We start from the raw sequence: 21,058 nt of genomic DNA on the forward strand, positions 1-21,058 counted from the left end.
TGCCCTGATTACAGGAGCAGCTCTTTTCAAGTATCAATCCTTTAAAAATACTTGGTCCCCTAAACTGATTTCACCCGTACGGATGACCGAGGCATATACGCCAAAATGATTGTTCCTTTCCTTGACGACAGTTTTCAAGAGTGATGAATCTCTTTGGGAATCGCTTGGATTGACTGTTATGATCATACAACGCTCACAATGCCTTTTTATCTCCAATTCTACATCATTTCCAATCAGAATCCTTTTTCCGAACCATTGCTCTTCTAAAAAGGGTGTTTTGTCCACTAAAGATAGCACCAAATTTTGCCTGAATCTCCTGCCATCCACTTCTTTTCCCCAAAGCTTTTTCAATTCGCCAATCGAGGCATCACTGACAAGCAGGATGTTTTCTTCCTCAATCGCACCGAACGGGATATGTGCAGGCGGATAAACAACGGATGTTGCCTCCTGTTTCAACAACCGTTCCATTTCCTCCTTAAAGGCCTCTTCACCCCAAGCCAGCACGTTTCCTGAAGGGGTCTTCACTTTTATTTCCGGATATTGTTCAAGGGTTTCCTCACCAGAAAAAACAGCTTGATAACGGACCATTTCAGGAACTTGGGTTATCGTTAGGAACTTCCCGTGCTTGTCTTTAAAGGCATGACTGCGATCTCCATATAGCCCATAGTCCATCACCTTCGTTTTCTGTACATGCTCACCGGTGAATGATTTTACAGGATGGCGGGTGATTTCTTGTATATGACCAACCAGCATAAGAAAACTCCTTCCAAACAATAGTCTACTGCCATATTATACTTAAGCCGGACACTGTAAAATCATTACGTTACATTTCAAAGCGATAGTTCCCTGATTCACTTTGGTAAGTCGATAACGGCCAATGTACAGCGTGAAATGCAGATAAGACGATCCTCTTCATCACGGATTTTCACGTCCCATACCATCGTCGTCTTCCCGCGATGGATTATGTTCCCTTCTGCTGTAACCAAACCAGAACGGACGCTCCTTACATGGTTGGCATTGATTTCAAGACCGACGACAGCTTGTTTTGTCCTATCTACAAGCTGGATTCCGCCAAAGCTCGCAACGGATTCCGCAAGGGCAACGGACGCCCCCCCATGCAATAATCCATACGGCTGCCTAGTTCGTTCATCCACCGGCATCGTCGCAATGACTTTCCCATCACTGATTTCCTTCATTTCTATCCCAAGCGTGCCTATCAAAGAACTTTCAATATTTCTCTCCATCCCAATACCCCCAACTCTTATGTTTTTTTCTACAACGAATTGATTCTTAAATTCCAAAAAATGAATAACCATTCATTATAGTATACATAAAAAGGATGACTCAAGTCTATTCAAGTCATCCCTCATTATGAGAATTCGATTATTTGGAGAGTATTTCTTTTAATTCAAACCAGCTTGTCAGTCTTGGAATATCCAAATCCCTGTTATAGGAGTTATCCATTGCATACACTTTCGTTGGGATATCCAATAAAGTTTCCAGCACTGCCGGTTTATCATCAAAATAATAATCCAATTCCAATCTGCGAATCGTATCAATTTTTTCATGATCCTTCATGCCGCAGTAAAATTGGTCATCCTTAACGGGAAAGCCGTTTTCAATCAACCATTTTTTCGTCCGTTCACCATGCTCCGCTTTTCTGGCTGTGATGTAATAGACTTCATGGCCATCGCGTTCAAGCTCCTGCAGCGTTTCCACTGCTCCCTCGAAGGCTGGACAGGATGAATAATACACTTCCTCGGCAAGGCTGTTCCACATCTTGCCCCCAGCCTCTTTATCAAGCCCGAAAGCTTCATGGATCTCTAACGTCTTTAAAGCTCTGAATTTCGTTAACTCTATGTTCATATCAAGCTTTTTATTATAAAGATGGAAAGCGAACTCCCTCAAATTAATAAGGGTATCGTCAATATCAAAACCGAATTTCATATCCTTCACTCCTATTCAAACATTAGCGGCAAACTGTGCTGCGAAGGAAATTTCCTTGTCCACCTGCATGGCCTGTAATCTTTCAATTTCGGCTTTTCTTTCCGGTTCAGCGATTTTAAGTCCAAGGAAGCAAGTATCCTCCCACATGATGCATCCTTTAATAAGATCGGCTAATATATCGGCATCTTTCATGGCACAATTGAGTCCAAACGCACCCGTAGGCGTCATCGTATGTGCTGCATCACCCAATAAAGCAACGCCATCCTTTGTCCACGTTTCACAATAGCTGCTGTAAACATCCAATAAAATGAAGTCATTCCAAGAGCGGATATTTTCACACACAACCTTTTTTAGTTCAGGAAAGGCGATAAGCAAATCTTCAATGAATGGCTCAAAGGGCTGTTTTCGCAAATGGGGAAATGAACCATGTTCTATATTCCATCCAATTTGGATGAAACCTCCAGCCTGGGTGAAGAGGGCAACCTGGGAGTCATTGACCAATGCCATCTTGATCGAGGGCTTCCACCCCTCTGGAGCGGGAATTTTTGCCCACAGTAAATCATAGCCATGATTTTTAATAACTACTGGTATCCCCGCTTTTTTTCGAACCATGGAAAATCTGCCGTCCGCTCCGATTATCAATGAACTATGCACTTCCAGGTCATTTCCATCCTTTCGGGCCTTAACACCCGAAAACCGGCCCATTTCATTCTGAATCAAGTCCGTAACCCTCGTATTCATCATCAATTGAAAAGAGTCCAGCTTTTCAGCTTCACTCAATATAGCAGTAAGCAGATGATTCTGAGGGACATGTATCCCAACATGATCTACCGGCAATTCTGGGAAAATCCTTTTAAACATTTGGCCGTCATGCCAATATTCAATTTGTTCCATCCTAAGCAAGCCAAGCCTTTCCACACTCTCGAATAAACCGTGCTTTTTCAGAATGCCTTCTCCTTCTTCGTTCAGGAATTCGCCCCTGAACTCCCGTGCAACTTCAGAATGCCTCTCGAGCAGGACGACTGAAATGTCCTGTTTGGCCAATAGATAGGCTAGCAGCGCTCCTCCAGGCCCCGATCCGACTATGCATACATCTGACTTAACCATCATGCCTATCACCTGTTGTCTATTTTAATTTAGGATAAGCCGTGATGCGTATGTCCTCTCCAAACATGTCCACGCCAGAGAAGGAAACATCCATCGCTTCATCCATCGTATCTACATTCATTCCACTATACGGTGTTAGTGAGTTTCGTCCGCCCAATAGTTTAGGAGCTATATAAATCAAGTATTTATCGATGAGCCCTGCCCTCAGGAAAGAAGCATTCACTTCGCTTCCACCTTCCAGCAAGACATCCGTAATCCCCTTTTTATAAAGCTCTTCCATCAAGGTCCTTAAATTCAGGCCCGAATCGTTTTTGGGGACGAAAATGAATTCGATCCCTTTTTCACGTAGAGCTGCCATTTTATCGGCAGGTGCATGATCCTGCGTTACGATCATGGTCCTCGCATCTGATACCTGGACAACATTGGCTTCCATTGGAACACGTAATTCACTGTCTAAAATGATTCGGATCGGATTTTTCCCTCCGCCCTCCGGAAGTCTGGTCGTAAGTGATGGATCATCGGCCAAAACAGTCCCGATTCCAACGAGAATGGCATCGACCTCATCCCGGAGCAAATGAACGGAATGACGGGATTCTTCTCCTGTTATCCATTTTGAATGGCCTGTGTGTGTTGCAAGTTTTCCATCGAGTGTCATCGCATACTTTGAAATGACAAATGGACGGCTCGTCAGCATATTGTGAATAAAACGCTCATTCAGTCTTTGAGCTTCCTTCTCCAGGACGCCAACTTCCACTTCAATGCCTGCATCCTTTATGATCGATATACCTCTGCCCGCAACTTCCGGATTCGGATCTTGCGTAGCCACTACAACCCGCCGTACACCTGATTCTTTCACTAAATTTGCACAAGGAGGGGTTTTTCCATAATGGGAACACGGCTCAAGAGTCACGTATAGCGTTGCCCCTTCTGCATACTCACCCGCCATTTTGAAAGCATGTACCTCTGCATGCGGTTCACCCGCTTTACGGTGGATTCCTGTCCCGGCTATCACACCGTCTTTAACTATGACTGCACCGACAACTGGATTTGGATTCGTCTTTCCTTTAGCACTTGCCGCCAAATCCAGTGCCAGCTTCATGTAATATTGATCATCATTCATGCGTTTAGCTCTCCTTATACAATCAAAGTTGGCTTCTTGTGTGGTATGTGTCCAGACTTCTTGACCTTTGTATCCAGATAGAAACTATTATCTTCCGTCAAACCGCCCCAAAGCGGGATATGGTCCTTTGCCGCTAGTCCATGCTTCATAAGTGCGTCCAACTTTTTAGGGTTATTCGTAATTAAAGTGACCGGATCCTCACGCAGTTCCTTCAGCACTCGAATGGCTCCCTCGTAAGACCGCGTATCGTCTTCGAATCCTAAAGCCTGATTCGCCTCGACCGTGTCATAACCTTCCTGCTGAAGTAAATATGCAAGAGATTTGGAAAAAAGGCCGATCCCTCTTCCTTCATGGTCCGCAAGGTAAAAAATGGCCCCGCACCCATGCTCGGCTATCATCTTCATCGATTGGTGGAGCTGGTAGCCGCAATCACAGCGTTTACTGCCAAAGATATCACCTGTGTGACAGATGCTATGCATCCGGACCAGTGCATCATCCGACTTTTTAAAATCCCCATACACCAACACGGAGGATTGCTGGCCAAAAGCAAGGTTGGCTTCCGAAAGCGAATCAAGCACCGCTTCCTTGTCATTATCCTCGCCATCGAGCTGGAGCCATGTATACCATTGAAAAACCGTTGAGAATTCTCCTTGTTCAATAGGAAGGTTCACAGGCCCCACTAGGCATATATCAGCCTTTCCCGGGGTTTTAAGAATATTCATTTTATCTATTAAAAGGTCTTTTGTTTGCTGGGTTATTTTCATGTTAACATCACCTATTTTATAATTTTATAGTGTGCCTTCTGCTTACTTTAGGTAAGTAAGTATATTACTATACACTATACCTGTCAATGAAGCAGTTTACAAATAATAGTGTGTCTTTCTTCATAAATTCAAGAAGATTTTTTTTCGGAAAAGGGTTATCCATAATCCGTAATCATAACGGCTGGCCTTTATACATATTTTAACGTATAAAGAAAACGTGTCTATAGACAGACTTTAGGAAAGGAAGGAAACCTTTTGGAGGATTTCCCTTATTTTTTATATGACCATGGCCTATTTCCGCTTCCCGTAGGGTCAGTGAACATGAACCGGGAACTGGAAGGAACATTGCGTCCATACACGGCAACCAATCCAGATCTGTTAGTTAAATCGGCAAAGTCATCGCAAGCTTTATTGCTTGATGTAAAAAAAGTCATGGATACATTAGCCACATCCAAGCCTTTCTCAAACAGGTTGATGACTGCCGCCCAAGCATCGAATAATAGTTTAGTGGTTGATATGATCCGAAAGATAGGGATTAAAAACGAACCTGATATCAAGTATAACCCTGATGGGATCCGTTTTGATTTCTATCCCAAAACAGGGGATGAAAATTGTCATATCATCATCAGCTTGAAATGGAGGGATATATAACGTCCAACACCTTTTTTGTAAAAAAAACGAAGCCTATTTTCGGCTTCGGATCCTTTTTGGTTCATTTTGTTTTCGATTCAAAGGTTTCAACAAATAGTGCAAGCGTTCGTGCCATCACACCTGTCGCCCCCGCCGTGCACAATTCGGAGCTGCTCGAGGTTGTGGATGTTCCGGCAATATCCAGATGGACCCACGGAGTGTCTTCGGCAAATTCGCCTATAAAGGCTCCACCCATGATGGCATGTCCTGCCCCGCCAGGTGAATTATTTAAATCCGCTATTTTACTATTGCGTACCCGCTCTTTGTCCTTTTCTGTAATAGGCAATCTCCACATAGGCTCCCCGGCCTCCTCTGAGGCTTTAACCACTTGTTCATAGAATTCTGCGTCATTGGTCATTGAACCCGTCATATCCATGCCCAAGGCCGTTATAACACCCCCCGTTAAAGTAGCAACGTCAATAAGGTAGTCGGCACCATGATGTTTAGCGTAAGTTATGGCATCCGCCAAAACGAGCCGGCCTTCCGCATCCGTATTCAATATCTCTATCGTCTTGCCGCTCATGGCAGTGATCACATCATCCGGCTTGAGTGCTTCACCGCTGATCATGTTATCAGTGGATGGAATGACAGCCACGACATTTTGATCCGGCCCTAATTCGCCGATAATTTCCATTGCACCTAAAACAGCTGCGGCACCGCCCATATCCGTCTTCATTCCAACGATTCCGGCCTTCGTTTTCAATGAGTATCCACCGGTATCGAATGTGATGCCTTTACCAACCAGCCCGATAACATCTTTCCATTCATCTTTACCTTGGTACTTCAGGACGATCATTTTCGGAGGTTCAACGGAACCTTGATTGACAGCAAGAAGGGCTCCCATTCCCAATTTGAGCATATCCTCCTTCTCCAGGATTTCCACTTCAAAGCCATAACGTTCGCCCAAAGCAGATGAATAATCCGCCATATCCGTGGAAGTCAACAAATTGCCTGGTGTGTTAACCAATGTTCTTGCAGAGTTCGTCGCCCTTCCGAAGACTTTCCCTACATGAAGTGCGGCCCCGACCTCTTCTTTATCCGATTCACTGTAAACCGTAATCGATTCAAGGCTTTTTTCGACCTGGTTCGATTTTTGCTTGTATCCGTCAAACTTATAGGAAGCAAGTTCAAAAGCCTCGGAACAAGCATGCGCTGCGTCCAATGCATCCAGGTTTTCGGTCGTGAATGTATCCAGAGCAATCGATAGCGTCGCAAGCCTGGATTCTTTGATTGTTTTACGCGCTTTTCCAAATGCTTCGCGCAGCGTTTCAAAGGATAGCTCCTTTTCCTTGCCCAAACCTACAAAAATCAATCTCTTTATGCCTAATTTACCTAATGTATGTATTTTAACTACTGATTTTTTCTTGGAAGGGATTTCTCCCGCTTTCACTAACTCGGTTAGCTGACCATCTAATCGTTCATCTGCCTCTTTCCCTATGCCTGTGAATTTTACGGGTCTGTCAAATACGCCTAGAATCAGGCATTCGTCAATCAAATCTATATTCAAGGAATCTTTTACTGTGAACATTCTGCTACCTCCTCCATTCGAATACCTTCATTATAACGAAATCTTTCGAAATTTTCGAATTAGGCCCATGAAAATAATATTAACAAGGGATATTGTTTAGAATGTGCCACTTTAGAGTAATAGTATAAGGAAGATCATATTTAATACTAATAACCAGCAGGGAATCGACAGGACTGAATGGAACTAATAATAAGGGCCTTGTACCGAGCAGGATTTCTTATTTACCCATATATGGATTTCATCGTTACTTATAACTAGAAAGAAGGCTGATACTCTTGGAATTATTTCTCAACTTCCCTTTAATCGCAGCATTGATTGCCATTTTCTTTGCTCAATTCATTAAAGTGCCCATCCACTTCATAGCTTTTCGTAAAGTTAACTGGTCACTTCTTAACTCCACAGGCGGTATGCCAAGTTCCCACTCTGCGGCTGTGTCAGCTTTAACCGTAGCAGTAGGGATTGAGACCGGAATGGATTCTCCTGTATTTGCCGTTGCCGCGATCTTTGCCGTCATCACGATGTTCGATGCGACAGGAGTAAGACGGCAGGCAGGAGAACAGGCAGCCGTCTTGAACCAGCTCGTCACGGACTTCAATACATTAGTCGAGCAAGCAAAAAACTGGCAGAAAAAAGCGGATAAACAGAAACAGCAACAATTAAAGGAACTGTTGGGCCATAAGCCAATCGAGGTATTTTTCGGAGCCTTGACCGGAGTATTCATTGCACTGGCACTTCACTTTTTCATCTTTCAAGGGTAGGTGGTCAATTTGAAAATAATCTCTCTTTGCCCCAGCAATACGGAACTCTGCACATATCTTGGGATAGAAGATCAGCTGATCGCTATCGATGACTACTCTGATTGGCCTGAAACCATACAGCACCTTCCTAGAGTGGGGCCGGATTTATCGATTGATATCGATCATGTAGAATCACTGAAACCCGATTTGGTGCTGGCTTCCCTTAGTGTACCGGGTATGGAAAAAAATATTGAAGGATTAAAAGAACGGAACCTCCCTCACATCATCTTCAATCCGCAATCACTTGAAGATATCGCAAAGGATTTGCTGACCTTGGGCGGGGCCATGGATCTTAATGATCAAGCAGAGGAGCAGGCAGCAAAATTCCGGGATGCCATCCTTCAATATAAAAATGTCGCCGACAAAATCGAAACAAAGCCGTCCCTATATTGGGAATGGTGGCCAAATCCCTTATTCAGCCCTGGGGGAGTTAACTGGTTATCCGAGATCAGCCTTCTTGCGGGAGGATATAATCTTTTCGAAGATGTGGAAATGGCAAGCATTCAAGTCACGTCCGAAGAGGTTCAGAAAAAGGATCCCGACCATATTTGCTTAGCTTGGGTCGGTGTCCCATTACGAAAAGTCAACCCGGCGCTTGTCAAGAAACGGCAAGGTTGGGCCGATATGAAGGCAGTCCGAGCTAATAATATCCACATTATGGAAGAACCCTTATTCTGCCGGCCTTCCCCCCGTTTACTGGATGGGCTGTCAAAATTGGCAATGACTCTGCATCCTGAGGAGTACAAAGGCTTGGCTTAAGGGCGTTTCGAATGAACAAAAAAGCTGCCCCAATCGTGGCAGCTTTTTTAACTCCATCATTTCATTAAAAAGCAAAGGAAGATACATTCTCGTTCAATGTTTTTCCGGCGATTTTAGGCTTGAATACTTGCCTGATCTTGGTTTCATTCAACTTGTTTAGCTGTTCTTCAGATAACTCGCCGCTCCCTTTTTGCACAACATATACTTCAAGGGTTTTCTTTCCCCACTTCTCGTACACATCTTGTACGGTGTCATAGTATAGATCCAGATGGTTTCCTTTGATCGCCCCGCCCTTGTCCGCTACAACCCCATATCCATAGCCCGGAATCCAAAGGATGGTTCCGAGGGGAAATACGGCAAGATCAGCGGCAATGGTTGAAAATAGATCCCGTTTCACCTTCACACCTGAATAAGTGATTCCATAAGATGGGCTCTCCGGGTACTTTCCCGTTGATTCATACCCTGCTGTATAACCTGTAGCCAAAACTTCATGCTTCGGATATTTCAAGAGCTCGATTGCCTCCAATATCGTCGTAGGACCACCATTGCCCGTGGATGCGGATGACATTAGCGTTGCCACTTGACCTCCGCTATGGATCGCTTTATATTCGAGACCAAGCATTTGATGTTGTCTCATTGCCCCCTCAAAAGGATGATCTTCAGGCATAGCCCCAAAAACATGATTTAAGGTTGAATCGATGGCCAAGATAAATAATATGATAATAGCAACCCTCAAAAATAATGCCTTTACAATCTTCATATGTATTAATTCCACTCCTCTCACAAGGATATTTGTTCCCTTTCCAGAGTGAAAGTATTCATAAAGCATGAAAAGATCCAATTTTTCTTACAAAAAAAGGACCGTCCATAAATGACGGCCCTTCCCATTATCAAAACATTTGATATCCTTTATTCCTTAGAATCCTGATGACCACACCAGCTAAAACCGCGCCAAGCAGCCCGCTTGATAAAATAATGATGTCTGCCGTATGCAGGGCTGTAAGGTTCGTTCCAAGATTAGAAAAAGATATTCCCGGATTTCTAAAGTATTCTATTAGCTTTGTTTCATTGACAATGATGATGAAGACGATTGGAAATAAGATGACCATGATCCAAGAAGAACGAAAGAGCATATTCAGCAAAAAGCCAATTCCGAAAAACAATATAAAAAATAAGAGTATTGAGATAATTAAAACAGGCAATGGCATGTTATTCTTGACCCTCCTTAAAAGCGACACCTTTAGTTTACTGAAAAAATAATTGCTACGTCAACGACTTAATGCCAAATAATACCGAAGAAAAGATAATTACCCAAATTACATGAATAATTTATATGATGTATAGCCAAAATGATTTCCCGGATTCAACCCATCAAGCATCGTCTGCACTCTTTCCTTTTTAAAAGCTAAAAGCTGTTCCAATAATAACGATTGCTTCCCCTCTTGCATGAGTAAATCAGGGTCATAAAATTTAGCCTCATATAACTCATCCAATTGAGCAGTGACTTCAAAACTGATCGGTTTAAGTAAAAATACCAACATATTATCACTTATATCCCCTTTGATGACTCCGCTTCTAACACCAACAATGCCTTCGATTTCTGTATGAATGCCCGTCTCCTCCAACACTTCCCTTACGACAGCTTCATCAACGGTTTCATCATTTTTGACAAAACCTGCCGGAAGCGACCACTGCCCTTTCAATCCGCCATACCTTTTGTTCACGACCAGCCACTCGCCTTTATCAGATATCACAAGGCCGGACACTGCCAACCAAACATTCTTGCATCTTTCCACCAAAACCCACTTCACCTACATTCATTATAAGTAGTGTAAACTCCAAACCGCTAGAGTACATACGTAATGTCAAAGCGGTCAAAGGGGAGGATTATTTAATCTAGTGCTTCGTCATCCTTACCCCCATTATATTCCACGATAGGTGCATACTCCCCGTCTCCGCTTCATGTCACGCTCATCGATAGATGCCATTGAAAAGGCCATTCAGGGACAATCCCCAAATGGCCATCACTTATATATCGAAAAAATCAAAGGACGTTGAATTTACCTTTCTTAGCAACCAAGGAAGCTCCGCCAATCATTAGCAATGCTCTGTTATCAACCATTTTCTTCATGAATGATGCAGTCTTGCCTGTAACTTTCTTGCCGAATACAACTCCAATCGCATTGTCATCACCAAGTGAACATACCGTTCCTTTGTTTTCGAAAGTGAACGTTTCAAGGTCATTTTCGTTACGAACCAATTTAGTCAGGTTCTTCGCAATGACTTCACCTTGTTGCATGGCGATTTGTGCAGTAGGCGGGTATGGGCGATTAATTTCTTCATTGATGATCAACGCGCAATCCCCTACGATGAAAATATCGTCATGACCCGGTGCACGCATGTCAAGGTTCACTTTAATACGTCCGCGCATTGCTTCAAAACCTGATGCTTCAATCACTGAATTACCACGCACGCCAGCTGCCCATACAACGGTCCCCGCCTTGATTTCTTCCACTTCATCTTCGCCTCTTGCGACGATGATACCTTCAGGAGTTGCCCCCTTGATCGGTGTACCGATTTTGAATTCCACACCTTTTTTCTCAAGGTAGGAAACTGCATAATCCACTAATTCCGGATCGAAGCCAGGGAGGACGGCTGGTGCTGCCTCTACACAGTACATACGAACCTTTTGGAAATCGATATCGTATTCTTTACAAAGTTCAGGTACACGGTTAGCTAATTCGCCAAGGAATTCGATACCCGTAAATCCTGCTCCGCCAACAACGATCGTCAAGCGGTCTTCATTTTTCTCGACCTCAGAACTGTACGTAGCAAATTGCAATTGGATATGATCACGGATTTCACGTGCAGTGTTCACGTTGGAGATAGAGAAAGCATATTCTTTTAGTCCTTGGATCCCGAATGTTTCCGATTCCGGTCCAAGTCCAATCACTAGGTAATCATAAGAAATTTCGCTTTTTTCAAGGATGACTTTTTTGTCTTCTGTTTTCACTTCCAAAACAGAATCTTGGATGAATTTAACTTTGCTGCCGTTAATGACACTTTTGATTGGATAGCGCACACGATCATGATGAAGCGTACCAGCAGATGCTTCATGCAGCCATGTTGTTTCATAGTGGTAATCATTTTTGTTAACTAATACGATTTCAGCTTCATTTTGACCTAATGCCTTCTGTAAGCGAGTAACAGTCATCAGTCCACCATAACCTGCTCCTAAAACAACGATAGTTGGCTTTTTCAAAAGTATTCGTCCACCTTTACGATATTTTCTTGTGATGCTTTCCATAACTAAAATCTATTGTCTATCTTTTTAATTTCCATTATAAAAAGCACTCTTATACATTTGTGACGTAATTCACGTAATACTTCGAAATTGTCATAAAAAATTCACTAATGATGTCTAAGTAAATTTTAGTCTTTTTCCATACCTTTTTCAAGTAACAAACCGAACTTTTTCGCGTGAAAATAAAGCTGAAAAACGATGCTTTTCACCCCGTGAAGGACCATATTCATACTATATGTTCAACCTTGGTAAAGTGTATTTTTACCCACTTATGAAAGGGGGTGAACAGTATTCATAATGTAACCGTCCCGCTATAGTCAAAACTTTCTCACTTTTCTAATCTTTCTCCGTTTTTTAAAAGATTATCTATGTTAAAATAAGAGAATAAATTTCAGCAAACCTAGTATATCGGAGGGATAAAGTTGGAAGTTAACGAAAAAGTTTATGACATCACCATCATTGGCGGAGGCCCAGTTGGATTATTTACTGCATTTTATGGCGGCATGAGGCAGGCATCCGTAAAAATCATCGAGAGCCTACCGCAATTAGGCGGACAATTGTCGGCCCTTTATCCTGAGAAATACATCTATGATATCGCAGGTTTCCCCAAGGTGCGTGCTCAGGAGCTAGTGAATAATTTGAAAGAACAAATGGCAAAGTTTGAACAGACTGTTGTCTTGGAGCAAGCCGTTCAAGAAGTGGAAAGGCAAGCAGATGGAGTTTTCAAGTTAACGACGGATAAAGAAATCCATTATTCCAAAACCATTATCATCACAGCTGGAAATGGGGCTTTTCAACCCCGCCGCATCGAAATTGATGATGCAAAAAAATATGAAAGCAGCAACCTTCACTATTTCATCGATGACCTCAATCATTTTGCTGGCAAAAAAGTGGTGATCTTCGGAGGTGGGGATTCAGCAGTGGACTGGGCACTTATGCTGGAGCCGATCGCCGAGAAAGTGAGCATCATTCACAGAAGAGATAAATTCCGTGCCCACGAACATAGTGTAGAAAACCTTAAAAATTCAAAAGTTGATATAAAGACTCCTTACATACCTTCAGAGTTGATTGGTACAGACGGCCGGATCCATACAGTTGTCATCAAGGATACAAATGGTGAAGATACAGAGACGATGGAGGTAGATGCAGTCATCGTCAACTACGGCTTCGTTTCTTCTCTTGGCCCCATAAAGGAATGGGGACTTGATATCCAGAAGAATAGTATTTTGGTGAATTCAAGAATGGAAACGAATATTCCAGGAATTTATGCAGCCGGAGATATCGCAACATATGATGGCAAAGTCAAATTAATCGCAAGTGGTTTTGGCGAGGCCCCCACTGCTGTCAATCACGCCAAGCAATATATTGACCCAAAAGCAAAAGTCCAGCCCATGCACAGTTCTTCCATGTTTTAATTATAGTACGCAAAAACCGGCTTTCATGGCCGGTTTTTTTTGTACCCAATTCGATGATTGTGGATAACTGTTTTCCATCGGAGCACTTTTTCGTCCTTTCCCGCACTTCTTTCGACCGTTCACGATTTTATTCGACCTTCATGGCCCTTCAACCCAAACAAACTGAAGGGGGGCACTTGTTAAAGTGCCCCCCTTTTCCAAATGAACAGAAATTATTAGCAATTCTCCGGTGTACCGGCGTTTTTTGCCGTTTTGAAGGAAGACCCGCAACCGCATGAAGCGATGGCATTTGGGTTTTCGATCGTAAAGCCTCCACCCATCATCGTTTGTTTATAATCAATTACCGTTCCATTCAATATATCTGCATCCCCGTTATCAACAAGGATCTTAATTTCAAACTGTTCCAGCTGGCTATCTTTCTCTCCGGGCTCATTTTCAAAACCCATTCCATAGGATAATCCACTGCAGCCCCCGCCTTTGACGGCCACTCTTAAAAAGGAACCCTCTTCACCATTTTGTTTCATCATTTCTTTTATCTGAAAAGCAGCAGCTTCCGTTATTTGAACAACTTCACTCACAATAAATCCCTCCTTCTTCTTATAAGTGAGATAGAACTATTTCTCTTTATAGTATATACCAAAGAATTTCCCACGCTCAATTTTCCGGCTTGAAAAAATTCATATTCCCGCACCTATTTTACCAACATTATTTAAAAAATGGTTTATAATAAGGTTTATGGGTATATAGGACTGAATATTTTGACCCAACAAAAAAATTTAAAGTAAGGGAGGTAATCTCCATCGAAGATATACAGCCTCTATATGACAAAAACATGGAATGCCTTCTATGCAAACAAAAATCAACCACAAAAAGGGTACGATCGCATTTTGTAAAAGTAGCAAAATATGACACGGACTTTTGCCCCGTTTATGCTGATTCAGCCGTTAATGCCCTTTACTATAATATTTTTGTTTGCCCTCACTGCGGCTTTTCCTATTCCGATGATTTCTCCCGGTACTTCCCTCAAGCCACAAAGGAAATCATTATGGAAAAGGTAAGCTCCAAGTGGGTTCCCCATCATTTCAGCAATGAGAGATCCATTAAAGACGCCATCAATACTTACAAGCTGGCTAGTTATTGCGGGGCTTTAAAAAAGGAAAAACATATTATCCTGGCCGGAATCCATTTACGGATTGCCTGGCTAAATAGGATCAATCGGTCCAAGGAACAAGAAAAAAGGTTTTTGAGATTCGCACTTAAGGAATATGAAGCATCCTATTCAACAGGGGACTTCAGCGGTACCCAGGTATCTGAAGCCAGAATCCTATATCTCGCTGGCGACATCTCAAAGAGAATAGGGAATGAAAAGGCAGCAATCAAGTATTTTTCGTTAGTATTAGAAAGACAAAGAAATGCCCGTGAAACCTCCATCATCCAGATGGCCAGGGACCGCTTTCAGGAAATTAAGCAAGAACAGGGCAACTCCCCACCCGTTGCTTGAGCTATGAATGGATAAGGCAATGAAAAGGCTGTCCCAGGCAGGAACAGCCTTTTTACGTTGTTGATGATTAGAACATGTCAAATTCATCAATGAACTTATATATTTTATCTACCAATTCATCCGTTGTGTCACCGGAAACCACTTCACCGTTTACAAGCGCATATAAGTTACTGGAGCATTTGCCGCAATATCCCAAACAACCGTATTCTAAGATATCTAAATTCGGATCCCGCTCCAATCTTTCCAGAGCCTCTTGAGCACCGCTAGCCAGATTGCTTACACAAAATTCAATAATCGGGTACATTGTTTCACCTCACAGTTACTAACAAACCATCTTATTACTTTTCCCAATTACAGTCAATATTTACGCATATAAAATAAGCCGATTTTAAGATACAGGTTGTGATTTCCTTTTATATTCGTTATACTTTTGTCGGGGTACGTAAAAAAGAATATTAATTAATTTTTTATTCTTACTACTATTGGGGTATATATATTTAAATAAACTTAAAAGGTTCATTTGGGGAAATCCTATAATGGGATAGTTGTTTTCACAAGTGAGCATTTATCAAATTTTTAAGAGATCAAATAAAGGGGAAAATAATATGAAGAATTTAGTCATACTTGGTGGTGGGTATGGTGGTATGCGCATGTTGCAAAGATTGCTGCCTAATCAGCTTCCTGAAAATGTGAGCATCACGCTTATCGACCGTAATCCTTATCACTGCTTAAAAACGGAATATTATGCTTTAGCAGCAGGTACCATTCCTGATCAGCACATCCGTGTTGCATTTCCTGAACATCCTCGCTTGAAGAACGTATACGGAGAAGTACTTTCCATCGATATGGAAAATAAACAAGTCATTATAGAAAATCAAGACCCTGTCGTTTATGATGATTTAGTCATCGGCCTTGGCTGCGAAGATAAATACCACAATATTCCTGGAGCAGACACACACACCTATAGTATCCAAACAATCGATAAATCACGCAGCACATATTCAGCTTTGAATAATTTAGGGGCTGGTGCAACCGTTTCTATCGTAGGTGGCGGACTTAGCGGTGTTGAGCTTGCAAGTGAATTGATTGAAAGCCGTTCAGATTTAAACGTTAAGCTATTTGACCGTGGACCGCATATTCTATCTGCTTTCCCAGAAAGATTAAGCACATTTGTCGAGTCTTGGTTCGATAAACATACAATCGATATCGTCCATCATTCAAATATAACCAAAGTTGAGCCAAACCTTCTTTATAATGGCGACGAAGCAGTTCAAAGTGACGTCATCGTTTGGACAGCTGGAATTCAGCCAAGCAAAATCATCCGTGATATGGATATTGAAAAAGACCGTCAAGGAAGAGCGGTTCTGACTCCTCAGCATTTCCTTCCTACTAATGACAGCATCTTTGTGGTCGGTGACTGTGCAAGCCTGCCTCATGCACCTAGTGCTCAATTAGCAGAGTCCCAAGCTGAGCAAATCGTCCAGGTCCTTGTGAAAAAATGGGCAAATGAACCACTTCCAGAAAGCTTCCCTACCATGAAATTAAAAGGGACATTAGGCTCTCTTGGGAAGAAACAAGGTTTTGGTCTTGTTGCAAACCGCCCTATTACGGGAAGAGTGGCACGATTAATGAAATCAGGCATTCTCTGGATGTATAAATACCATAACGGTTGATTCCAAACCTTCTTATGCGATTACATTTTATAAAATGACCCATAAATGAGCTGAGCGCAGCTTATTTTGGGTCATTTTCTTTTTTCTTCCATTATATATCACACCTGTATTGTATATCCATGTTTTTCCATAGTTTCTACCACTTTCTTGAGCCGCACATTTCCTTCTTCAATAATTTCATCTTCAATGAGGACCAGTGGATAAAATAAATCTTCTTCGATCATCTTCATGGCAAAGCTCTTTTGCTTCACCTTTTCTGGAGGATTGTATATATCTATATAGGTTATTTTGAATTTCTGCTCAGGGAACTTTCTCGTTAATGCAGCCTCAAGCCACTCACAAGTATCTTTCGAAGAGGGGAGATTTACACAGCTCGCGCAAATTTGCTCCGCTCCATACACTTCTATCTCAATTTCTTTCATTACTATACTCTACCTCCATCATTTTAATATTTTCACTTCATTTTGAATACTTTTAAGAAAAATTCACCTGTTTCCATCTTACCAGAATAATATAGATTATATTTCCGCAAAGTTACAGTTGGATTTTTTACTACCTTCGCATTATAATATGATTAGGAAAGGAGTCGATTGCAATGTCTGAACAAACAATGGAAGTTCAAGTTCAAGAAGTCCTAGATAAACTTCGTCCGTTTCTTCTTCGTGATGGCGGTGACTGTGAACTAGTTGACGTAGAAGATGGAATTGTAAAATTACGATTACTAGGAGCCTGCGGGAGCTGTCCTAGTTCGACCATTACGCTAAAAGCTGGGATTGAGCGTGCCCTTCTTGAAGAAGTCCCTGGTGTAGTGGAAGTTGAACAAGTTTTCTAATAGCCCTTTAAATAACATGCAACGTATGGATGAAGGATCACCTCATCTATAAACGTTCAACCTTTTTCGTGCAGACCGGAACCTTTTCTGGACTGTTATAAAATAAAGCTGACTCGGCTTTTGCCCTATCAAATGATTTGATACGGCTTGACGCGGGTCAGCTTTTTTATAATCTACTTAAATCAAGCATGGCTTACGATTTCAAAAATTTCAATTCCTTTTTTTCTTGTTCCGAAAGGATTGCCGTATGGCTGCCATCATTATCGATTTCCAGCTCTTTCACAAGAAATTCCGGAAATTTCCCCTTCAGTCCCGTGAACACACTTTCACATTTTTCTGCGGATGCCAAGCATAAAACAGTAGGACCTGCTCCGCTTAGGGCTGTACCAATTCCGCCTTCTTTATGGACAACTTCTTCTATAAGTGCTAAATGAGGGACTAAGCGCGCCCTATAGGGTTGATGGAAACGATCGCTTTGCATCATTTTACCAACAATCTTCCAATCTTTGGATAAAATTCCCGCAAGCAAAACATTAGCGGCTGCACTTCCGTTTATCGCTTCTTTATAGGAAAGCGAATTAGGAAGGACATCTCTTGAATCCTCAGTAAGCAATTCAAAATTAGGAATGACTGCAATCACCTTAACTCCTTCGATCGGAAACGAAACGACATCCGTTCTTTCCTCTGTATGCAGACCCACAACCATTCCACCATACACAGATGCCCCTGCATTATCCGGGTGCCCTTCAAAGAGGGAAGCATGCCTATTCTTTTCCTCATCGGATAAATGGAGTTCACCAACGATGTTCGCTAATTCAATACCAGCTACAATGGCAGAGGCACTGCTTCCAAGCCCCCGTGCCAGTGGAATTTCACTAGAGACGAAAAGCCGGCATGGGGATAGTTCCTTTCCATAAAAGGCAGCCGTTTTCTTGGCAATTTGGACGATATAATTACGGTCATCCCTTGGAAAAACAGACATCTCTTCTGAGAGGGGAACGACTTCCCAATGATCTGATGTAGATCCGTGTATTTCCAAGTAAAGTCCTAAGGCCAGGCCGATGGAATCGAATCCTGGTCCTAAGTTGGCCGTACTCGCTGGTACACGGATCAAGAACATCTCGGAATCTGCACTCATGCCTGGTTCACACCTTGCAGATGTTCTAAAATGACCTCTTCATCCATTGGCAACAATGTCGGTTGAATCGTGCTTGTATCGACTGCCACATTCGGATCTTTCAATCCATTTCCTGTAAGTACAGCAACGATCTTGCTTCCTTTTTTGATTTCACCGCTTTTTAATTGTTTATAGATGCCTGCAATGGAGGCACATGATGCTGGCTCAGCAAATACTCCCTCTTTTTTAGCGAGGAAATGATAGGCTTCCAGAATTTCTTCGTCTGTCACCTCATCAATTTTACCTTTGGATTCATTTGCTGCTTCCACAGCGAAGTTCCAACTGGCTGGATTACCAATCCGGATGGCAGTTGCAATCGTTTCGGGGTTTTCGATAATGGTATCCCTGACAATTGCAGCCGCACCTTCCGCTTCGAACCCTCTCATTTCAGGAAGGCCCGTTTGTTTCGATTCATTATATTCTTTAAACCCTTTCCAGTAAGCCGTGATATTACCTGCATTGCCGACTGGGAGCGCCAATATATCCGGTGCAGAGCCGAGAGCGTCACAAATTTCGAAAGCCGCGGTCTTCTGCCCTTCAATTCGATATGGGTTGACCGAATTCACAAGAGTTATCGGTGAGCTCTCACTAAGTGAACGGACGATTTTTAAAGCCTGGTCGAAGTTCCCTTCGATCGAGATGATTTCCGCTCCGTACATAACGGCTTGAGCGAGCTTGCCCATTGCTATTTTGCCTTCTGGAATGACAACGATACAGCGCAGGTTGGCACGAGCGGCATAAGCTGCGGCAGCAGCCGATGTATTCCCAGTAGAAGCACAGATGATCGTGTCGCTACCCGCTTCGATCGCTTTGGCGACGGCCATGACCATTCCGCGGTCTTTAAAAGATCCAGTTGGATTCGCCCCTTCATATTTTACATGTAAGTCGATTCCCCACTCTTCAGATAATCGATTCAGTCTAATTAAAGGTGTATTACCCTCCAAAAGGGATAGTGCAGGTGTATTTTCATTGACAGGTAAAAAATCTTTATATGTGCTTATAAGTCCTTGCCAGCTCATTTGATGTCCTCTCCTTCAACTCTGTATGTGCTCTTCACTTCTTTTACCATATTGTAATCATGTAATTTCTGTATTATTTGCTCAAACGCAGCCAATGTGGCAGTATGCGTAACTAATACGATTTCGGAAGATTCCTTTTCATCCAGCGGCAATTGAAGGATTTTATCGAACCCTACCCCATGCTCGGCAAATAAATTCGTGATTCGGGCTAAAACGCCAACTTCATCCTGAACATGCAATCGAATGAAGAACTTAGCGAAGATCTCAGTTGCAGCTTTTAATTGTTTAGGGTATTGCGGTGAAACCGCACTACGGCCATTTACGCCCAGCCTCATATTTTTGATGACCGTCACCATATCCGAAACGACTGCAGTCGCGGTCGGTAAACTGCCCGCTCCTGGTCCATAAAACATCGTCTCCCCTACAGCTTCACCATAAACGTATACCGCATTATATTCATTATTTACCGATGCTAACGGATGTGACTCCGGAAGAAGTGCAGGCTGGACGCTCACTTCGACCCTATCCCCTGCCCTAGAAGCAACGCCAATCAACTTCATTGTATAGCCAAGCTTTTTACTATATCTCAAATCCTCTTCGGATATCTCGGTGATGCCCTGTACATCCACATCATTCAAGCCAATGTTCATTGAGAACCCGAGAGTGGATAGTATCGCCATTTTACGGGCAGCATCCAATCCTCCTACATCGGCTGTAGGATCGGCTTCAGCGAATCCCAGCTCCTGAGCTTCCTTCAATACGTCATCATAAGCTCTGCCTTCCTTGCTCATTTTCGTTAAAATGAAGTTTGTCGTTCCATTGACGATTCCCATCATTTTCGTGATGCGGTCAGAAGATAATCCATCGACAAGACCTCGTAAAATCGGAATTCCGCCTGCAACACTTGCTTCATAGAATAAATCACATTGATTCTCGGTGGCCAATTCCAGCAGTTCCGGTCCATATAAAGCCATTAGGTCTTTATTGGCCGTAACGATATGCTTTTTATTTTTTATTGCTTCAATCAGATAACCGCGTGTTTCTTCAATTCCACCCATAACTTCAATTACAACATCAATCTCGGGATTCGAAAGGATATCCTCAGGATTGTCAGTTAACATACCTTTTTCAATATCGACAAGCCGCTCCTTCGTCGTGTCTTTGACTAGAATCTTCTTAATGGATATGGAACAGCCCACTTGATGCGTGAGCTTGTCCTGATGACTTTCGATGATTTGTACGACTCCTGATCCGACTGTACCTAACCCTAATAAACCGATCGAGATGGCTTTCATATTTGGTTCCCCCTTAAGAACTGTTTACCTGAAGAAAACATTTGTATTTGTATAGTAGACATTATAAGATTAATTCATATAATTATCAATAGTTAGAAAAGATGGATGTACGAACTTTTTTGTCCATCCC

24 protein-coding genes are annotated in these 21,058 nt (G+C 42.5%); 7 read left to right on the forward strand and 17 right to left on the reverse strand.

Features of this window, described 5'->3' with window-relative positions; all coding sequences use genetic code 11:
* Positions 1-33: 33 nt before the first annotated feature.
* The 6 genes from AC1DVK_RS11860 to AC1DVK_RS11885 all read right to left on the reverse strand — a co-directional run bounded on the left by AC1DVK_RS11860 (position 34) and on the right by AC1DVK_RS11885 (position 4,938).
* Positions 34-753 carry an MOSC domain-containing protein gene (locus AC1DVK_RS11860; protein WP_284469343.1) on the reverse strand — a complete coding sequence of 240 codons (720 nt, stop codon included), beginning with the start codon at positions 751-753 and terminating at the stop codon, positions 34-36.
* 98 nt (positions 754-851) lie between these two features.
* Positions 852-1,244: a hotdog fold thioesterase gene (locus AC1DVK_RS11865; RefSeq protein ID WP_089361867.1), complete on the reverse strand. Its 393-nt coding sequence runs from the start codon at positions 1,242-1,244 to the stop codon at positions 852-854.
* A gap of 139 nt (positions 1,245-1,383) precedes the next feature.
* Positions 1,384-1,947 (reverse strand): 5' nucleotidase, NT5C type, encoded by a 564-nt coding sequence (locus AC1DVK_RS11870; protein ID WP_427088108.1) that lies wholly within the window; start codon positions 1,945-1,947, stop codon positions 1,384-1,386.
* Positions 1,948-1,962: 15 nt separating this feature from the next.
* Positions 1,963-3,057 (reverse strand): FAD-dependent monooxygenase, encoded by a 1,095-nt coding sequence (locus AC1DVK_RS11875; protein ID WP_477626550.1) that lies wholly within the window; start codon positions 3,055-3,057, stop codon positions 1,963-1,965.
* Positions 3,058-3,073: 16 nt separating this feature from the next.
* Positions 3,074-4,174, reverse strand: coding sequence for a bifunctional diaminohydroxyphosphoribosylaminopyrimidine deaminase/5-amino-6-(5-phosphoribosylamino)uracil reductase RibD (gene ribD, locus AC1DVK_RS11880; RefSeq protein WP_477626551.1), 1,101 nt, complete (start codon positions 4,172-4,174; stop codon positions 3,074-3,076).
* 14 nt (positions 4,175-4,188) lie between these two features.
* Complete coding sequence (locus AC1DVK_RS11885; RefSeq protein ID WP_089361870.1) at positions 4,189-4,938, reverse strand: GTP cyclohydrolase II; 750 nt, start codon at positions 4,936-4,938, stop codon at positions 4,189-4,191.
* A gap of 321 nt (positions 4,939-5,259) precedes the next feature.
* Between AC1DVK_RS11885 and AC1DVK_RS11890 the strand changes: the two genes are divergently transcribed.
* Positions 5,260-5,589: a YuzC family spore coat inner layer protein gene (locus AC1DVK_RS11890; protein WP_410862075.1), complete on the forward strand. Its 330-nt coding sequence runs from the start codon at positions 5,260-5,262 to the stop codon at positions 5,587-5,589.
* Between the two features lie 61 nt (positions 5,590-5,650).
* Here AC1DVK_RS11890 and AC1DVK_RS11895 read toward each other — a convergent pair whose 3' ends face one another.
* Positions 5,651-7,156 (reverse strand): leucyl aminopeptidase, encoded by a 1,506-nt coding sequence (locus tag AC1DVK_RS11895; protein WP_410862074.1) that lies wholly within the window; start codon positions 7,154-7,156, stop codon positions 5,651-5,653.
* A gap of 275 nt (positions 7,157-7,431) precedes the next feature.
* Here AC1DVK_RS11895 and AC1DVK_RS11900 point away from each other — a divergent pair, with 275 nt between their 5' ends.
* Positions 7,432-7,914 (forward strand): divergent PAP2 family protein, encoded by a 483-nt coding sequence (locus AC1DVK_RS11900; RefSeq protein WP_061465453.1) that lies wholly within the window; start codon positions 7,432-7,434, stop codon positions 7,912-7,914.
* Between the two features lie 9 nt (positions 7,915-7,923).
* Positions 7,924-8,712, forward strand: coding sequence for a cobalamin-binding protein (locus AC1DVK_RS11905; protein WP_089361873.1), 789 nt, complete (start codon positions 7,924-7,926; stop codon positions 8,710-8,712).
* A 64-nt stretch (positions 8,713-8,776) separates the two neighbouring features.
* Here the strand turns inward: AC1DVK_RS11905 and AC1DVK_RS11910 are convergent, their stop codons facing one another.
* From AC1DVK_RS11910 to AC1DVK_RS11925, 4 genes are all read right to left on the reverse strand, one after another.
* Positions 8,777-9,553 carry a 3D domain-containing protein gene (locus tag AC1DVK_RS11910; RefSeq protein WP_477626552.1) on the reverse strand — a complete coding sequence of 259 codons (777 nt, stop codon included), beginning with the start codon at positions 9,551-9,553 and terminating at the stop codon, positions 8,777-8,779.
* Between the two features lie 49 nt (positions 9,554-9,602).
* Positions 9,603-9,920, reverse strand: a complete 318-nt coding sequence (locus tag AC1DVK_RS11915) for a YuiB family protein (RefSeq protein WP_061465457.1) — start codon at positions 9,918-9,920, stop codon at positions 9,603-9,605.
* 108 nt (positions 9,921-10,028) lie between these two features.
* On the reverse strand, positions 10,029-10,511 hold the full coding sequence (locus AC1DVK_RS11920) for an NUDIX domain-containing protein (protein ID WP_410862072.1): 483 nt from the start codon (positions 10,509-10,511) through the stop codon (positions 10,029-10,031).
* 245 nt (positions 10,512-10,756) lie between these two features.
* Complete coding sequence (locus AC1DVK_RS11925) at positions 10,757-11,974, reverse strand: NAD(P)/FAD-dependent oxidoreductase (RefSeq protein ID WP_410862071.1); 1,218 nt, start codon at positions 11,972-11,974, stop codon at positions 10,757-10,759.
* 464 nt (positions 11,975-12,438) lie between these two features.
* On the opposite strand from AC1DVK_RS11925, the gene AC1DVK_RS11930 reads away from it, so the two are divergent.
* On the forward strand, positions 12,439-13,431 hold the full coding sequence (locus tag AC1DVK_RS11930; protein ID WP_061465460.1) for an NAD(P)/FAD-dependent oxidoreductase: 993 nt from the start codon (positions 12,439-12,441) through the stop codon (positions 13,429-13,431).
* Positions 13,432-13,646: 215 nt separating this feature from the next.
* Here the strand turns inward: AC1DVK_RS11930 and AC1DVK_RS11935 are convergent, their stop codons facing one another.
* Positions 13,647-14,009 carry a HesB/IscA family protein gene (locus AC1DVK_RS11935; RefSeq protein ID WP_061465461.1) on the reverse strand — a complete coding sequence of 121 codons (363 nt, stop codon included), beginning with the start codon at positions 14,007-14,009 and terminating at the stop codon, positions 13,647-13,649.
* Between the two features lie 230 nt (positions 14,010-14,239).
* Here AC1DVK_RS11935 and AC1DVK_RS11940 point away from each other — a divergent pair, with 230 nt between their 5' ends.
* Positions 14,240-14,932, forward strand: a complete 693-nt coding sequence (locus tag AC1DVK_RS11940; protein WP_477626574.1) for a DUF2225 domain-containing protein — start codon at positions 14,240-14,242, stop codon at positions 14,930-14,932.
* 67 nt (positions 14,933-14,999) lie between these two features.
* Here the strand turns inward: AC1DVK_RS11940 and AC1DVK_RS11945 are convergent, their stop codons facing one another.
* Positions 15,000-15,236 (reverse strand): YuzB family protein, encoded by a 237-nt coding sequence (locus AC1DVK_RS11945; protein ID WP_061465463.1) that lies wholly within the window; start codon positions 15,234-15,236, stop codon positions 15,000-15,002.
* A 301-nt stretch (positions 15,237-15,537) separates the two neighbouring features.
* Here AC1DVK_RS11945 and AC1DVK_RS11950 point away from each other — a divergent pair, with 301 nt between their 5' ends.
* On the forward strand, positions 15,538-16,605 hold the full coding sequence (locus tag AC1DVK_RS11950; protein WP_061465464.1) for an NAD(P)/FAD-dependent oxidoreductase: 1,068 nt from the start codon (positions 15,538-15,540) through the stop codon (positions 16,603-16,605).
* Between the two features lie 98 nt (positions 16,606-16,703).
* Here AC1DVK_RS11950 and AC1DVK_RS11955 read toward each other — a convergent pair whose 3' ends face one another.
* Positions 16,704-17,027 (reverse strand): YuzD family protein, encoded by a 324-nt coding sequence (locus AC1DVK_RS11955; protein ID WP_089361877.1) that lies wholly within the window; start codon positions 17,025-17,027, stop codon positions 16,704-16,706.
* Between the two features lie 173 nt (positions 17,028-17,200).
* Between AC1DVK_RS11955 and AC1DVK_RS11960 the strand changes: the two genes are divergently transcribed.
* Positions 17,201-17,437: a NifU family protein gene (locus AC1DVK_RS11960; RefSeq protein ID WP_034310199.1), complete on the forward strand. Its 237-nt coding sequence runs from the start codon at positions 17,201-17,203 to the stop codon at positions 17,435-17,437.
* 193 nt (positions 17,438-17,630) lie between these two features.
* Here AC1DVK_RS11960 and thrB read toward each other — a convergent pair whose 3' ends face one another.
* The 3 genes from thrB to AC1DVK_RS11975 are packed head-to-tail and all read right to left on the reverse strand — an operon-like array spanning position 17,631 to position 20,928.
* Positions 17,631-18,575 carry a homoserine kinase gene (gene thrB, locus AC1DVK_RS11965; RefSeq protein ID WP_089361878.1) on the reverse strand — a complete coding sequence of 315 codons (945 nt, stop codon included), beginning with the start codon at positions 18,573-18,575 and terminating at the stop codon, positions 17,631-17,633.
* Positions 18,572-19,633 carry a threonine synthase gene (thrC, locus tag AC1DVK_RS11970; RefSeq protein ID WP_061465467.1) on the reverse strand — a complete coding sequence of 354 codons (1,062 nt, stop codon included), beginning with the start codon at positions 19,631-19,633 and terminating at the stop codon, positions 18,572-18,574. Before thrC ends, thrB begins: the two co-directional genes overlap by 4 nt.
* On the reverse strand, positions 19,630-20,928 hold the full coding sequence (locus AC1DVK_RS11975) for a homoserine dehydrogenase (protein WP_089361880.1): 1,299 nt from the start codon (positions 20,926-20,928) through the stop codon (positions 19,630-19,632). The genes thrC and AC1DVK_RS11975 overlap by 4 nt, the downstream gene beginning before the upstream one ends.
* Between the last annotated feature and the right edge of the window lie 130 nt (positions 20,929-21,058).

The organism is Peribacillus sp. P4_B1 (assembly GCF_056402395.1).

Bases quoted from the DNA above. Each gene is read 5' to 3' on its own strand.
- AC1DVK_RS11960 (WP_034310199.1), top strand. From the start codon at position 17,201: ATGTCTGAACAAACAATGGAAGTTCAAGTTCAAGAAGTCCTAGATAAA.
- AC1DVK_RS11945 (WP_061465463.1), bottom strand. From the start codon at position 15,236: ATGTACCCGATTATTGAATTTTGTGTAAGCAATCTGGCTAGCGGTGCT.
- thrB (WP_089361878.1), bottom strand. From the start codon at position 18,575: ATGAGTGCAGATTCCGAGATGTTCTTGATCCGTGTACCAGCGAGTACG.
- AC1DVK_RS11950 (WP_061465464.1), top strand. From the start codon at position 15,538: ATGAAGAATTTAGTCATACTTGGTGGTGGGTATGGTGGTATGCGCATG.
- AC1DVK_RS11955 (WP_089361877.1), bottom strand. From the start codon at position 17,027: ATGAAAGAAATTGAGATAGAAGTGTATGGAGCGGAGCAAATTTGCGCG.
- thrC (WP_061465467.1), bottom strand. From the start codon at position 19,633: ATGAGCTGGCAAGGACTTATAAGCACATATAAAGATTTTTTACCTGTC.
- AC1DVK_RS11890 (WP_410862075.1), top strand. From the start codon at position 5,260: ATGAACCGGGAACTGGAAGGAACATTGCGTCCATACACGGCAACCAAT.
- AC1DVK_RS11865 (WP_089361867.1), bottom strand. From the start codon at position 1,244: ATGGAGAGAAATATTGAAAGTTCTTTGATAGGCACGCTTGGGATAGAA.
- AC1DVK_RS11875 (WP_477626550.1), bottom strand. From the start codon at position 3,057: ATGATGGTTAAGTCAGATGTATGCATAGTCGGATCGGGGCCTGGAGGA.
- AC1DVK_RS11870 (WP_427088108.1), bottom strand. From the start codon at position 1,947: ATGAAATTCGGTTTTGATATTGACGATACCCTTATTAATTTGAGGGAG.
- AC1DVK_RS11885 (WP_089361870.1), bottom strand. From the start codon at position 4,938: ATGAAAATAACCCAGCAAACAAAAGACCTTTTAATAGATAAAATGAAT.
- AC1DVK_RS11860 (WP_284469343.1), bottom strand. From the start codon at position 753: ATGCTGGTTGGTCATATACAAGAAATCACCCGCCATCCTGTAAAATCA.
- AC1DVK_RS11895 (WP_410862074.1), bottom strand. From the start codon at position 7,156: ATGTTCACAGTAAAAGATTCCTTGAATATAGATTTGATTGACGAATGC.
- AC1DVK_RS11975 (WP_089361880.1), bottom strand. From the start codon at position 20,928: ATGAAAGCCATCTCGATCGGTTTATTAGGGTTAGGTACAGTCGGATCA.
- ribD (WP_477626551.1), bottom strand. From the start codon at position 4,174: ATGAATGATGATCAATATTACATGAAGCTGGCACTGGATTTGGCGGCA.
- AC1DVK_RS11915 (WP_061465457.1), bottom strand. From the start codon at position 9,920: ATGCCATTGCCTGTTTTAATTATCTCAATACTCTTATTTTTTATATTG.